The sequence below is a fragment of the Alkalispirillum mobile genome (assembly GCF_003664325.1).
Lineage (GTDB): Bacteria > Pseudomonadota > Gammaproteobacteria > Nitrococcales > Halorhodospiraceae > Alkalilimnicola > Alkalilimnicola mobilis.
Genome location: NZ_RCDA01000005.1, coordinates 44657 through 58843, shown reverse-complemented (window position 1 = coordinate 58843; position 14187 = coordinate 44657). Strand labels below are relative to the sequence as shown.

Sequence of the window (14187 nt, the reverse complement as noted above, 5' to 3'; positions counted from 1 at the left end):
GACAGAAGTAAAACAAACGTTTTAATAGCGCTTACTCAGAGGTTGCACAAGACAGCCCGCAAAACAAAAGAACGAAGCGCCAGGAGGAGACCGTGGAACCAGAGACCGACTACATCGAACCCAAGGGGGTGGGCACCCTGCACCGCCTGTTTTTGGAACGGGTGCGCCGTAGCCCCGATGCCCCGGCGTACCGCCAGTACGACTATGCCCGCCAGGCCTGGCAGACCTTTTCCTGGCAGGAGACCGCCGACGCCGTGCGCCGCTGGCAGGCAGCCCTGGCCGGTGAGGGGCTGGGGCGCGGCGATACCGTGGCGGTGATGTTGCCGAACAGCTGGCAGTGGGTGCTGTTTGACCAGGCCGCCCTGGCGCTCGGCCTGGTGGTGGTGCCGCTGTACACCAGCGACCGGCCGGACAACGTGGCCTACATTCTGGATGATTGCGGGGCCCGGCTGCTGATCCTGGAACAGGCAGAGACCTGGCACGCCATCCAGCGCGGCGGCCACCGGCTCAACGCCCTGCAGCGCGTGGTGGTGACGCGGGGCATGGCCCCGGCGGATGATCAGGGAGCGGTGACGGCCCTGCAGGTCTGGCTGGAGCGGGCGACGGAAGATGAGGCGCTGCCCGAACCGCCCCGCGACGGCCACGCCCTGGCCTCCATCGTCTACACCTCCGGCTCCACCGGCCGGCCCAAGGGGGTGATGCTCAGCCACCACAACATGCTGGAGAACGCCCACGCCGGGCTGCAGCGTATCGCGATCTACCCGGACGATCTGTTCCTGTCCTTTCTGCCCCTGTCCCACACCCTGGAGCGCACCATCGGCTATTACCTGCCGATCATGACCGGCTCCACCGTGGCCTACGCCCGGTCGGTACCGGACCTGCCCGAGGACCTGGCCACGCATCGTCCCACTGCGCTGGTAAGCGTGCCGCGCATCTACGAGCGGGTCTACGGCCGAATCCAGGAGGGGCTGCGCGAGAAATCGCCCCTGGCCCGCCGGCTGTTCCACAGCGCCGTCAACGTGGGCTGGCAGCGTTACCAGCGGGGGCAGGGGCTGCGGGGCTGGCACCCGAAGGAGCTGGGCTGGCCACTGTTGAACAAGCTGGTGGCGGGAAAGGTCACCGCGCGGCTGGGCGGCCGGCTGCGGGTGGCCATCAGCGGGGGGGCCCCGCTGAGCCGGGACGTGGCCCAGCTCTTTCTCTCTTTGGGGGTGCCGGTGCTCGAGGGTTACGGGCTCACCGAAACCAGCCCGGTGATCGCCGTCAATACGCTGGAGGACAACCGGCCCGGTACCGTGGGTAAACCGCTCCCCGGCGTGGAGGTGCGCATCGGCGAACAGGACGAGCTGCAGGTCCGCGGCCCCAACGTGATGCTCGGCTACTGGAACAATCCCGAGGCCACCCGGGCGGCCCTGGACCGCGAGGGCTGGTTGCACACCGGTGACCAGGCCCGCCTGGACGAGGCCGGTCGCATCACCATCACCGGCCGCCTCAAGGAGATCATCGTCATGGCCAACGGCGAGAAGGTGCCGCCGGCGGACATGGAGCTGGCCATCGCCAACGACCCGGTGTTCGAGCAGGTCATGGTGGTCGGTGAGGGCCGGCCCTACCTGGGGGCGCTGGTGGTGCTCAACGAGGCCGCCTGGCCCGGCGTGGCCCGGGCGCACGGCCTGCCGGAGGCCATCGGGGCGGCCCGCGAGGACCCGCAGGTGGAGGCCTGCCTGCTATCGCGCGTGGCGGACCTGCTGCACGCCTTTCCCGGTTACGCCCAGGTACGGCGACTGCGCGTGCTGCCGGAGCCGTGGAGCGTGGACAACGCCATGCTGACCCCCACCCTCAAGCTCAAGCGCGCCCAGATCACGCACCAGTTCCACGACGAGCTGGAGGCGCTTTATGCCGGGCACGCCAGCCCGGCCGGTGCCTCCGGCCAATCCGGGCAGTGATGCCGCCGTCCGGCCCACGACAACACCGATGGAGGAGAAGATGAGTTCAGTGCTGAAGACAAGGATGGCGCCCGGTGGCGATGCCGGCGTCGCCCAGCGGCCCCGCCAGATCCGCCGCGCCGCCGTGCTCGGCGCCGGGGTGATGGGCGCGCAGATTGCCGCCCACCTCGTCAACGCCGGCGTGGAGGCGGTGCTCTTCGAACTGCCCGCCGAGGGCGGCGACCCGGATGCCCATGCCCGCAAGGCCATCCAGGGCCTGCGCAAGGCCCAACCCACCCCGCTGGCAGAGCCGGCGGTGGCCGAACGCATCGTGCCGGCCAACTACGAAACCGGGCTGGACCAGCTCGCCGATTGCGACTTCGTGATCGAGGCCATCGCCGAACGGCTGGACTTGAAGCGCGATCTGTTCGCCCGCATCGCGCCCCACCTGCCCGAGGGCGTGCTGCTGGCCAGCAACACCTCCGGCTTGTCCATCAACGCCCTGGCCGAGGTGCTGCCCGACGCCGTGCGCGAGCGGTTCTGCGGCGTGCACTTCTTTAACCCGCCGCGGTACATGCCGCTGGTGGAGCTGATCCCCAGTCGGGCCACCCGGTCCGAGGTGCTCGACGATCTGGAAAGCTTCCTGGTGGGTACCCTGGGCAAGGGGGTGCTCCGTGCCGAGGACACCCCCAACTTCGTGGCCAACCGCATCGGCGTGTTTTCCATCGCCGCCACCCTGCACCACGCCGAGCGGCTGGGCATCCCGGCAGACGTGGTGGACGCGCTCACCGGTCCGGCCATCGGCCGGCCCAAGTCGGCCACCTTCCGTACCGCCGACGTGGTAGGCCTGGACACCCTGCAGCACGTGGTGACCGGCTCCGCCAAGCTGCTGGAGGCGGATCCCTGGCAGGCCTATATCCGCCTGCCCGACTGGTTGGACGGTCTGGTGGCGCAAGGTGCGCTGGGGCAGAAGACCCGCCGTGGTGTCTATCGGAAAGAGGGCAAGGCGATCCAGGTCTTCGATCCGGAGCGCGGCGACTACCGACCGGCCCGGCAGCAGGCCGACGAGGCGTTGCAGGCGATCCTGGCCGAGCGCGATCCGGCGAAGAAGCTGGCGGCCCTGCACGACAGCGACCACCCCCAGGCGCAGTTCCTGTGGGCCATCCAGCGCGACGTCTTCCACTACGCCGCCTACTGGTTGGGCGATATCGCGGACAACGCCCGCGACCTGGACCTGGCCATGCGCTGGGGCTTCGGCTGGAAGCTGGGGCCGTTCGAGACCTGGCAGGCGGCCGGCTGGCGACGGGTCGCCGACTGGATCCGTGCGGATATCGACGCCGGCCGGGCGCTGGTGGATGCACCGCTGCCGGAGTGGGTGGCGCAGGTGGATGGGGTGCATCGCCCGGAAGCGTCCTGGAGTGCCCGTGGCCACAACTGGCAGCCGCGCTCCGACCTCCCGGTCTACCAGCGCCAGTATTTCCCGGACCGGGTGCTGGGCGAGGCCGAACAGGAGACCGGAGTCACCACCTTCGAGACCGACGCGGTCCGCCTCTGGCACCTGCAGGCGGACGTGGGCATCCTCAGCTTCCGCAGCCCGCAGCACGCTATCGGCGACGACGTGCTGGCGGGCGTGCTGGAGGCGGTGGCCAAGGCCGAGGGGCGCTACCGGGCGCTGGTCCTCTGGCAGTCCAAGGCGCCGTTCAGCGTGGGCGCCAACCTCAAGCAGGTCGTGGGTGCCCTGGAGTGGGGGGACTACGACGCCCTGGCCGACATGGTGGCGCGCTTCCAGCAGGCCACCGAGTGCCTGCGCCAGGCCCGCATCCCGGTGGTGGGGGCGGTGCGCGGCATGGCCCTGGGCGGGGGCTGCGAGTTCGTCATGCATTGCGACCACGTGGTGGCGGCCCTGGAGAGTTACATGGGCCTGGTGGAGGCCGGGGTCGGGCTGATCCCCGCCGGCGGTGGCTGCAAGGAGCTGGCCCGCCGCGCCTCGGCGCTCACCCCGGACGGTGACGTCTTCCCCTTCATCCGCAACTACTTCGAGACCATCGCCATGGGCAAGGTCGCCGGCAGCGCGGTGGAGGCCCGGCGCCTCGGTCTGCTGCGGCCGTCCGATACCGTGGTGCTCAACCCGCACGAGATCCTGCACGTGGCCCACGCCCACGCCCGGGCGCTGGCCGAGGCGGGCTACCGGCCGCCACTGGAGACACCGGTGCGGGTGGCGGGCAAGGCGGGGCTGGCGAACCTGAAGGCGCAGCTGGTCAACATGCACGCCGGCGGGTTCATCTCCGACCACGACTACGCCGTGGCCGAGCGTGCCGCCGCCGCCCTTTGCGGGGGCGAGGTGGAGGCGGGCAGCACGGTACCCGAGGCCTGGCTGCTGAAGCTGGAGCGGGAGCCCTTCGTGGAACTGCTGCGCACTGACAAGACCCGCGAGCGAATCGTCCACATGCTTAAAACGGGCAAGCCGCTGCGCAACTGAGCCGGCCCGGTGATCGAATGGAGGAGTGAACAACCATGACTGAAGCCGTATATATCGTCGCCGCGCAGCGCACCCCGGTGGGCAAGGCCCCGCGCGGCGCCTTCCGCCATACCCGCCCGGACGACCTGCTGGCCCACGTGATTCGTGGGGCGGTGGACCGCTGCGCAGGGCTGGACCCGGCCGAGATCGCCGATGTGATCGTCGGTTGCGCCATGCCGGAGGGCAGCCAGGGGCTGAACGTGGCCCGCGTCAGCGCGCTGCTGGCCGGACTGCCGGAGTGCGTTCCCGGCTACACCGTCAACCGCTTCTGCGCCTCGGGGCTGCAGGCGGTGGCCCTGGCCGCCGACCGGATTCGCCTGGGTGAGGCCGACGTGGTGATCGCCGGCGGCACCGAGTCCATGAGCCAGGTACCGATGATGGGTCACAAGCCGCGGTTCAACCCCGCCCTGTTCCAGGACGACCAGCACCTGGCCATCGCCTACGGCATGGGCATTACCGCCGAGAAGGTGGCCGAGCGCTGGGCGGTGAGCCGCGAGGCACAGGACGCCTTCGCCTTGCAGAGCCACCAGCGGGCGGTGGCCGCCACCGAGGCCGGGCATTTCCGGGACGAGATCCTGCCCTACACCGTGCGCGAGTCGGCGGTGGACCCGCAGGCCAACGCCATCGCGTTGCGGGAGCGGCTGGTGGACACCGACGAGGGGCCGCGGCCGGAGGCCAGCGCGGAGGCACTCGCTGGGCTGAAGCCGGCGTTCGCGGCGCGGGGCAGCGTCACGCCCGGCAACAGCTCGCAGATGAGCGACGGTGCCGGGGCGGTGGTGCTGATGAGCGAGCGCAAGGTCAAGGCCCTGGGGCTGGAACCGCTGGCGCGCTTTGCCGGCTACTCGGTGGCCGGGGTAGCGCCGGAGGTGATGGGCATCGGCCCGGTGGAGGCGGTGCCGCAAGTGCTGAAACGGGCCGGCGTCAGTCTGCCCGAAGTGGACTGGGTGGAGCTCAACGAGGCCTTCGCCGCCCAGAGCCTGGCGGTGATCCGCGACCTGGACCTGGACCCGGAGCGGGTCAACCCGCAGGGCGGGGCCATTGCCCTGGGCCATCCGCTGGGGGCCACCGGCGCCATCCGCACGGCCACGCTGGTGCACGGTCTGCGCCGCACCGGCGGGCGTTACGGCCTGGTCACCATGTGCGTGGGCACCGGCATGGGTGCCGCCGGCCTGTTCGAGCGGGTGTAACGGGGCGACCGGACCCGGCCTTGACTTCGGCCGGGTATCAAACAATCGTTTGTAGTAGGCGCGGGCTATGCACCCGCGCCGTCAGGAGGAGATGAAAATGAACACCCTTATCGCGATCGTGGTGGCCCTGCTGGGCTTTCTGGCATTGGCCTACCGCGGTGTCCGCTTGCCGGTATGGACGGCGGCCGTGGCCCTCTACCTGCTGGGCCTGTGGCTCTCCGGCGTGGCTTCCGGCACCGCCGCGGGCATCACCGCCCTGGTGCTGGCTCCGGTGGCGCTGTTGCTCAACCTGCCGGGGCTGCGTCGGCGGGTGGTCACCCGGCCGGTCTTCCGCGCCTTCAAGCGGGTGCTGCCGCCCATGACCGCCACCGAGCGCGAGGCGCTGGAGGCCGGGGATACCTGGTGGGAGGGGGAGCTGTTCCAGGGGCAGCCGGACTGGCAGCAGCTGCGCGATACCCCGGTGACCGCGCTCACGGAAGAGGAGCAGGCCTTCCTCGACAACCAGGTGGTGGCGCTCTGCCGCATGCTGGACAACGACCAGATCGAGCGGGAGGCTCACGACCTGCCCGCTGAGGTGTGGGACTACATCCGGCGGGAGCGCTTCTTCAGCATGATCATCCCCAAGGCGTACGGTGGCCACGGGTTTTCCAGTTATGCCCAGAGCTGCGTGGTGACGCGCATCGCCACCCGCAACATTTCGGCGGCGGTCACGGTGATGGTGCCTAACTCCCTGGGGCCGGGGGAGCTGCTGATGCACTACGGCACCCAGGCGCAGAAGGACTACTGGTTGCCCCGGCTGGCGGATGGCACAGAGATCCCCTGTTTCGCCCTCACCGGGCCGGACGTGGGCTCCGATGCGGCGTCCATGCCGGACTACGGGGTGGTCTGCCGCGGCGAGCACGAGGGCCGCGAGGTGCTGGGCATCCGCCTGAACTTCTCCAAGCGCTACATCACCCTGGCGCCGGTGGCCACGGTGCTCGGTCTGGCCTTCAAGCTGCATGACCCGGACGGGCTGCTGGGTGGCGAGCAGGATCGCGGGATCACCTGCGCGTTGGTGCCCACCGATCACCCGGGGGTGCAGGTGGGGGAGCGCCACTTCCCCATGGCCATGGCCTTCATGAACGGCCCGGTGCAGGGCGAGGATGTCTTCATCCCGCTGGAGTGGATCATCGGCGGGCCGGAGATGGCCGGGCGCGGCTGGCGCATGCTGATGGAATGCCTGTCGGTGGGCCGGGCGCTGTCCCTGCCCGCGCTGGGTGCCGCCGCCGGCCACATGAGCGCACGCATGACCGGCGCCTACGCGCGCATCCGCCGCCAGTTCAAGCTGCCCATCGGCAAGTTCGAGGGGGTGCAGGAGGCCATGGCCCGCATCGGCGGCTATGCCTACCGACTGGAGGCAGCCCGCCGGCTCACCGCCAGCGCCGGTGATCTCGGCGTGAAGCCGTCCGTGGTCTCGGCCATCGCCAAGTACCACATGACCGAGATGATGCGCACCTCGCTCAATGACGCCATGGACGTCCACGGCGGCCGCGGGATCATTTACGGGCCCCGCAACTACCTGGCCTGCAGCTACCAGGCCATCCCGGTGGGCATCACCGTGGAGGGGGCCAACATCCTGACCCGCAACCTGATGGTCTTCGGCCAGGGGGCGATCCGTTGCCACCCCTACGTCTTTCCGGAGATGGAGGCGGCACGCAAGGACGACCTGGCCGGGTTCGACCGGCTGCTGTTCAGCCACCTCGGCTACTCGGTGAACCGGGGCGTGCGCGCCTTCGTGCTCGGACTCAGCGGTGCCCGCCTGGGGGGGAGCCCCACCGGCGGGCCCACCGCCCGCTACTACCGCGAGCTCTCGCGCATGAGCGCGGCCCTGGCCTTCGTCGCCGACGTGGCCATGGGCGTGCTCGGCGGCGACCTGAAGCGCAAGGAGCGGCTCTCCGCCCGGTTGGGCGATGTGCTCAGCCACCTCTACCTGGCCTCGGCGGTGCTCAAGTTTCACGAGGATGCCGGCAGCCCGGAGGCGGAGCTGCCCTTCGTGCGCTGGGCCCTGGACGACTCGCTGAACACTATCTACGAGGCCTTCGACGGTTTTCTGCGCAACTTCCCCAGCCGGCTGCTGGCCGGGTTCATGCGCCGGGTGATCTTCCCCCTCGGGCGGCCCTACCATGCGGCCGCTGACCGGGACGGCCAGCGGGTGGCCGAGGCCCTGATGGAGCCGGCTGGCGTGCGGGAGCGGTTGACGGCCATCGGTTACTGGGCGGAGGAGGACCGGAACGACCCCATGGGTCGCATGGAGGTGGCCCTGCGCACCCTGGTGGCGGTGGAGCCGCTGTACAACCGGTTCCAGAAGTGGGTGGCCAAGGGCGAGGTGCAGGGCTTCAGCTTCGCCGAGCGCCTTACCCATGCCCGCGAGCAGGGGCTGGTCACCGAGGCCGAGGCGGAGCAGCTGCAGGCCTGGGAGGACCTGCGCTACGACTGCGTCATCACCGATGCCTTCCCGCCGGAGGTGATCAGCCCGCGTCCGTCGGAGTCGGCGCGGGAGACCCGGGCGGATTGGCGTCAGCGCGCGGTTTCCTGAGCCTTTCCCCGTCGCCTGTAGTCGGGGCGACAGCGCGCTCAACGCCGGCCTTTTCCGGGCCGGCGTTGGCGTGTGCGACGAATCGATACAGCCGAAAAGATGTCAATTCGCTCAATTTTGGTGCAAAATCCCCGCCCCTGACTTCAAATGGGCGACCTGTCTCCGGTGGCCCGCTGAATACAATGCACCGTCTTGGTGCGAAATCAAGGAGTACACAGTATGGCAGCCAGGCTCGACGAGAAACTGGAACCGATCTTTCAGGACGTACTGCGCCGCAACCCGGGCGAGAGCGAATTCCACCAGGCCGTGCACGAGGTGCTGGAAACCCTGGGGCCGGTGCTGGTGAAGTACCCGGAGCTGGCCGAGCGCAAGATCATCCAGCGTATCTGTGAGCCCGAGCGGCAGATCATCTTCCGTGTGCCGTGGCAGGACGACAAGGGTGAGACCCACATCAACCGCGCCTTCCGCGTGGAGTTCAACAGCGCGCTGGGCCCCTATAAGGGCGGCATGCGCTTCCACCCTTCGGTCTACCTGGGCATTATCAAGTTCCTGGGCTTTGAGCAGATCTTCAAGAACGCCCTGACCGGCCTGCCCATCGGCGGCGGCAAGGGCGGCAGCGACTTCGATCCCAAGGGCCGGTCCGAAGACGAGATTATGCGCTTCTGCCAGAGCCTGATGACCGAGCTCTACCGCCACCTGGGCGAGTACACCGACGTGCCCGCCGGCGATATTGGCGTGGGCCAGCGCGAGGTGGGCTTCCTGTTCGGCCAGTACAAGCGCATCACCAACCGCTATGAGTCCGGCGTGTTCACCGGCAAGGGCCTGAGCTGGGGCGGCAGCCGGGCGCGCAAGGAGGCCACCGGCTTCGGCACCGTTTACTTCCTCGAGGAGATGCTGAAGTACCGCAACGACAGCCTCGAGGGCAAGACCTGCGTGGTCTCCGGCTCCGGCAACGTGGCCGTCTACGCCATGGAGAAGATCTACGAGCTGGGCGGCAAGGTCATCGCCTGCTCCGACTCCAGCGGCATCGTGGTGGACGAGAAGGGCATCGACCTGGACCGGGTCAAGCGCATCAAGGAGGTGGAGCGCCGCCGGATTTCCACCTACGCCGACGAACTGCAGCACGCCAAGTACATCGAGGACGGCGATATCTGGGCCGTGCCCTGCGACGCGGCGCTGCCCTGCGCCACCCAGAACGAGCTCAACGGGAAGGATGCGAAGAAGCTGTTGGACAACGGCTGCATCGCCGTGGCCGAGGGCGCCAACATGCCCAGCACCCCGGAGGCGATCCGCCTGTTCCTGGAGTCCGGTATCGCCTACGGCCCGGGCAAGGCGGCCAACGCCGGGGGCGTGGCCACCAGCGCGCTGGAGATGCAGCAGAACGCCAGCCGCGACTCCTGGACCTTCGAGCACACCGAGCAGCGGTTGCACCAGATCATGAAGAACATCCACCGCAACTGCTACGAGACCGCCGACGAGTTCGGGGCGCCCGGCAACTACGTTACCGGTGCCAACATCGCCGGCTTCCTGAAGGTCAGCCAGGCCATGGAGGCCATGGGCCTGATCTGATCCGGCCCTGCTCGTGGGGTGGCCATACCGCCCCGCCCTGGAAACCGCCCGTGGGTTGTCCGCCCCGGGCGGTTTTTTCATGGGCCGGCGCCCTGGGACGCTGGGCCAGGGAGCGTTGGGCCATGGAGAGTCGGGTCAGGGGGCGCCTTCCGGCTGGAAGCAGAGCAGGCGCTGCTGCACCACGTCAGCCACGACCCGCAGTCCCTGCTGATGCACCTGGTAGTGGCTGACGACCGAGGCCACCGCCGGGTCCTCCAGGGGCTCCAGGTCCGTGTCGCCATCGTCCAGCGCCAGGCGGCAGTGGCCCGGCAACCGGGTCAGCCAGTCCGGGCAATAGCGGCTGCCGCGCTCGTTGGGGAACAGGGCCACGTAGGCGATCTCCGACTCCACCAGGTCCTGGAAGAAGTGCGAGCCAAAGGAGAGGTCCGGCACCATGCCGGAGCCTAGCTCCGCCACCTCCACCAGCACCGACACCCGGCTGATGTCAGCGAAACGTACCGGTACGCCCAGCTCCGGACTGCTGGTGCCCCAGCGGCCGGGGCCGATGAGCAGAACCGGGCAGGCGACCCGGTCGGCCACGGCGCGGTTCAGGCTGCCCACCAGGCGGGCCACCGCGTACTTCTGGCTGATGCTCAGGGCCGAGTAGGCAGGCCCGTCCACGTGGATGATCCGGGCGATGGGCAGGTCGATGTTGCCGCCCATGAAGTGCCCGCGGGTGGCGAAGAACAGCCGCTCCGGTGAGACGTTATCGGGCAGGTGGACCTGGTTCTGATGGGCGCCCAGGGTGGCCAGCGGCCGGCACTGCACAATGTTGAAACTGGGGGAGCCCTGATCCTCCAGGTGCACGGTGAATTCCACGTCCACCGGGTGGTCGTAGGCTGCCTCCAGGGTCTGGAGCATGCTCTGGGCCAGCGGCACGAAAGCCGGGTCGCGCAGCAGCGGGTCGAAGGTCAGCCGCCAAACCGGGCTGGCGTGGCCCAGGCTGCGGGCGCGCCGGGTGGCCTCCCGGTCCTGCTCCCCCAGCCGGGGCAGCGGCAGGTCGTGGACCTGTTCCGCCAGGTCCCGCAGCGGAAGCGACTGGTGCTCGTTGTCATTGATGTTGAGCACGTCCACCAGGTGCTGGGAGAAGCGGTAGACGTCGTCGCGGTTGCGGTAGGGTCGCTTGTGCGGCTGGTCCAGGGCGACGACGCAGGCATGGTCGCCCTCGATGCGATCGACGGCCCGGGTGCCCAGACCCATGACCAGGCGCAGCATGCCCGCGGCCGGGTCCATGTCCGCATCCCAGACGAAGGTGTTGCGCGAGACCCCGACCCCGGCGGCATCGGGCAGGTAGACGTGGTCGTGGTAGCGCCCGTTCACCCGCTGCAGCAGCAGGGCCATGGGTTCTTCCTGGTGGGCCAGGCCCCGTTGCCGACGGTAGACCAGGGCGTCCTCGCTCATGGTGGAGGCGTACACCTGGCGGATAGCGTCCTCCAGCTGCGCCAGGCGCTGTTCCGGGTCACCTTGGTTGACGCAGAAGATGCTGTCGTACTTGCCCGCGAAGGCGTTGCCGAAGCCGTCCTCCATCAGGCTGCTGGAGCGGACCAGGATGGGGTACTGGCCGTAGTGATCCAGCATGCGCTCCAGCGCCCCGCGCACTTCCGGGGGCATCTCGCCGTGGAGCATGGCCTCGTGCAGGGCGCGCCCCTCCTCGAAGTAGCCCGCGTCGGTGCGCTGGCGCATCAGCCGGGGCCACCAGCCGTTGTGCACGATGTAGGCGTAATAGACATCGGAGCCCAGGTGGTAGGAGTCGTGGGGCTCCAGGTGCCGGGGCCAGGTGTCCGGTGCGTCCTCCAGCAGGATGCGGCGGGCCAGCAGCATGCCCACCGCCTTGCCGCCGATGTAGCCGCTGCCGATCATCCGGGCGCGGATGCCGACCAGCTCCTCCAGGCCCAGGTAGCGGCTGGCCAGCGCCCGCATGCGCGGCTCGCGGCTGATCAGCACGTTGAGGATCTGCTCGCGCACCGCCTCCCGGGCGGTGGTGTTGTGTGGCTCGTCCAGCACCTGCGAGGCGCGCAGGAACAGCCGGTCCCAGTAGTCCAGCAGCCGCTCCTGGTCCTCCTGCTGGTGCTTGAGCTCCAGCAGGGCCTGGAGCCGGGTGGCATCGCTGCTGTCCACCACCGGGAGGAAGGCCTCGCCGCGCTGGCGGTGGGGCAAAAACATGGTGGGCGAGTGGCGCTCCCAGACCTTGACCGGCTGGACCTGCATCTCGTTGGCGGCCCGGCGCACGTCGATCAGCACCTGGGTGGTCTCACGGATGCGGGCCAGGGTGCCGTGGGCGTGGCGGTGGGGCAGCAGCGCGAAGTAGGCCACCGTGTCCAGTTCGTAGAGGTAGGGGCAGACGACCCGGAAGAAGTTGCCGACCATGGTGTCGGTGGCCCAGGCGTTAAGCAGGTCGGACAGGCAGTCGCAGACGTAGAAGGCCCCGTGGCCGTGGTCGGTGATCAGCTGGTAGACCTGCCGGGTGAAGGCCTCGAAACCGCCCAGGGCGTCCAGGCTGACGATGCGGATGCCGTCCTCCGGGGTCAGCAGCGGCTCGTGCTGACCGTACCGCAGGTAGATGATGGACCGCCCCTGGGCCCGCGCGGCGTCCACGAAGGGCCGGACGAAGCGGCGGTAGTCGTCCAGGTCGTCCACCCGCCAGACCACGTTGTCGCCGAGGCGCAGGCCGTCCAGTACCCGGTCCAGGCCGTCGATCCCGGTGGAGACCACGTTGTCGTCGTAGTGTGCTGTCATGCCGGTCCTGATCAGTGGTTGATGCTTTGCAGCATTCTGCCAGAAAACCGGAGCCGGGCGTTGCTGCAAGCCTTTGTAACCATAGTGGAACGGGGCCGGACTGCGGCGTTGTCCGGCCCCGCTTCCTGGGGCAGGTGATCAGAACCGGTAGTTGAAGGAAGCGGTGAGGATTTGGACGGAGCTCTCGTACTCGCCTTCCACCGTCGGCAGGTTATCGTTCTCGTGGTTGAGTTCGATGTCCGCGTCCTTGAGCCAGATGTAGGTGTAGCCGAAGTCCAGCTTTACCCGGTCACTGGGCTCGAAGGTGGCACCGAAGGCCAGCCAGGTGCGGTCCTCGTCCGGGATGCGCGGGGTGCGGCAGCAGCTGCTGACGGGGCTCTCGTCGTAGGCAACCCCCGCCCGCAGGGCCCACTGTTCGTTGGGGCGGTAGGTGGCGCCGAGGGCGACGAACCAGGTGTCGTTCCAGCTGTACTCGTCCGAGGACTCGTCGGCGGCAGCGTTGGGCACGCCCTCCGGGCCGCCCAGCAGCAGCGGGTCGTCGAAGGTGACGGTGAGATCCTCGAAGCGGCTCCAGCGGGTCCAGGTGGCATCGGCCATAACGGCCCAGCGCTCATTCAGGTCCTGGTGAATGCCGATACTGAGCGTTTCCGGGAGCCGAAGCTTCGCTTCCCCACCGACGCTCTGGTCCTGGCGTTCCATCCCCGGGGCGGCATCTTCGGGAGCGGAAAAATCGGCGTCACCACTGAGATCATGGGTGATGCGGGAGCGATAGGCCACGCCGATTCGCGTGCCCTCAACGGGTTCGAATAGGGCGCCAAGGTTGAAGCCGTAGGCCCAGTTGTCACCCTCTACGTCCAACTCCCCATCTCTCGCCGGGTCCAGACTGGCCGACTCGGTAGCCAAGTCGAATGCCGGCACAGCACTGCTGAGGCTGGCGTCGGCGTACTGCGCCGAGACCCCAGCCGCCACGGCGATCTGCTCATTCACCCGCCAGGCGATGCTCGGGTTGATGTCCACGGTCATCAGGTCGGTGTTGATGGCGTCGTAGCGGCCAACCCAGTCGCTGTCGTAGTCGGTCTCCAGCCCGTAGGGCACGGTCACGCCGATGCCCATGCGGATATCGTCCCGCAGATTCCAGGCGGCGTAGCCCACCGGCACGAAAGCCGCCTCCTCGCTTTTGCTCCGGTTGGCGCCGGGGTAGGGCGCTGGCTCGTCCGACTCGTACTCGAACTTGGGCAGGATGTAGCTGCCCACCAGGGCGACCTCGGTACCCGAGCCCCAGGCCAGGGCGGCGGGGTTGAAGAAGCTGTAGGTGATGTCCTCTGCGCCGGCGGTGGCGCCGGCGAAGGCGTTGCCCAGCGCGGTGGCGCTCTGCTCCTTCAGGGCGAAGGCGGCCCCGGTGGCAGTGCCCGAGACGCTGCCCAGGGCGAGGGCGCAAGGCAGTGCAACGGCCAGTGTCCTGGCTCTGGGGAAATGGCTCATAAGTTCTCCTCCATGCTTTTATGTAACTCTTGTTGTTCGGTCGTTCTAATCGATCGTTTGACGACCTGGTTTCAGCTTAGGCAGGGTAGGGCCACCATTCAAGCGTTTGAAACGAATCAAGCTGCTGATTCGGGCGATTTATTTTGTGCGTTTGCAGCATCT

Annotated in this window: 7 protein-coding genes; 5 read left to right on the top strand and 2 right to left on the bottom strand. The window is 68.6% G+C overall.

What is annotated here, in order from left to right:
• The first annotated feature begins 92 nt into the window (after positions 1-92).
• The 5 genes from DFR31_RS12520 to gdhA all read left to right on the top strand — a co-directional run bounded on the left by DFR31_RS12520 (position 93) and on the right by gdhA (position 9768).
• Positions 93-1940: an AMP-dependent synthetase/ligase gene (locus tag DFR31_RS12520; protein WP_245971195.1), complete on the top strand. Its 1848-nt coding sequence runs from the start codon at positions 93-95 to the stop codon at positions 1938-1940.
• Between the two features lie 40 nt (positions 1941-1980).
• The gene (locus DFR31_RS12515) at positions 1981-4398 is read left to right on the top strand and encodes a 3-hydroxyacyl-CoA dehydrogenase/enoyl-CoA hydratase family protein (RefSeq protein WP_121443098.1); all 2418 of its coding nucleotides are present in this window, start codon (positions 1981-1983) and stop codon (positions 4396-4398) included.
• A gap of 35 nt (positions 4399-4433) precedes the next feature.
• The gene (locus DFR31_RS12510; protein ID WP_121443029.1) at positions 4434-5624 is read left to right on the top strand and encodes an acetyl-CoA C-acyltransferase; all 1191 of its coding nucleotides are present in this window, start codon (positions 4434-4436) and stop codon (positions 5622-5624) included.
• Between the two features lie 97 nt (positions 5625-5721).
• Positions 5722-8199, top strand: coding sequence for an acyl-CoA dehydrogenase (locus DFR31_RS12505; protein WP_121443028.1), 2478 nt, complete (start codon positions 5722-5724; stop codon positions 8197-8199).
• Between the two features lie 219 nt (positions 8200-8418).
• Positions 8419-9768 (top strand): NADP-specific glutamate dehydrogenase, encoded by a 1350-nt coding sequence (gdhA, locus tag DFR31_RS12500; protein WP_121443027.1) that lies wholly within the window; start codon positions 8419-8421, stop codon positions 9766-9768.
• 135 nt (positions 9769-9903) lie between these two features.
• On the opposite strand, the gene DFR31_RS12495 is transcribed toward gdhA, so the two are convergent.
• Both DFR31_RS12495 and DFR31_RS12490 read right to left on the bottom strand, forming a co-directional pair.
• Positions 9904-12543 carry a PEP/pyruvate-binding domain-containing protein gene (locus DFR31_RS12495; protein ID WP_121443026.1) on the bottom strand — a complete coding sequence of 880 codons (2640 nt, stop codon included), beginning with the start codon at positions 12541-12543 and terminating at the stop codon, positions 9904-9906.
• Positions 12544-12681: 138 nt separating this feature from the next.
• Positions 12682-14025 carry an OmpP1/FadL family transporter gene (locus tag DFR31_RS12490; RefSeq protein ID WP_121443025.1) on the bottom strand — a complete coding sequence of 448 codons (1344 nt, stop codon included), beginning with the start codon at positions 14023-14025 and terminating at the stop codon, positions 12682-12684.
• Positions 14026-14187: the final 162 nt, after the last annotated feature.

Bases quoted from the DNA above. Each gene is read 5' to 3' on its own strand.
- DFR31_RS12515 (WP_121443098.1), top strand. From the start codon at position 1,981: ATGAGTTCAGTGCTGAAGACAAGGATGGCGCCCGGTGGCGATGCCGGC.
- DFR31_RS12510 (WP_121443029.1), top strand. From the start codon at position 4,434: ATGACTGAAGCCGTATATATCGTCGCCGCGCAGCGCACCCCGGTGGGC.
- DFR31_RS12505 (WP_121443028.1), top strand. From the start codon at position 5,722: ATGAACACCCTTATCGCGATCGTGGTGGCCCTGCTGGGCTTTCTGGCA.
- gdhA (WP_121443027.1), top strand. From the start codon at position 8,419: ATGGCAGCCAGGCTCGACGAGAAACTGGAACCGATCTTTCAGGACGTA.
- DFR31_RS12495 (WP_121443026.1), bottom strand. From the start codon at position 12,543: ATGACAGCACACTACGACGACAACGTGGTCTCCACCGGGATCGACGGC.
- DFR31_RS12490 (WP_121443025.1), bottom strand. From the start codon at position 14,025: ATGAGCCATTTCCCCAGAGCCAGGACACTGGCCGTTGCACTGCCTTGC.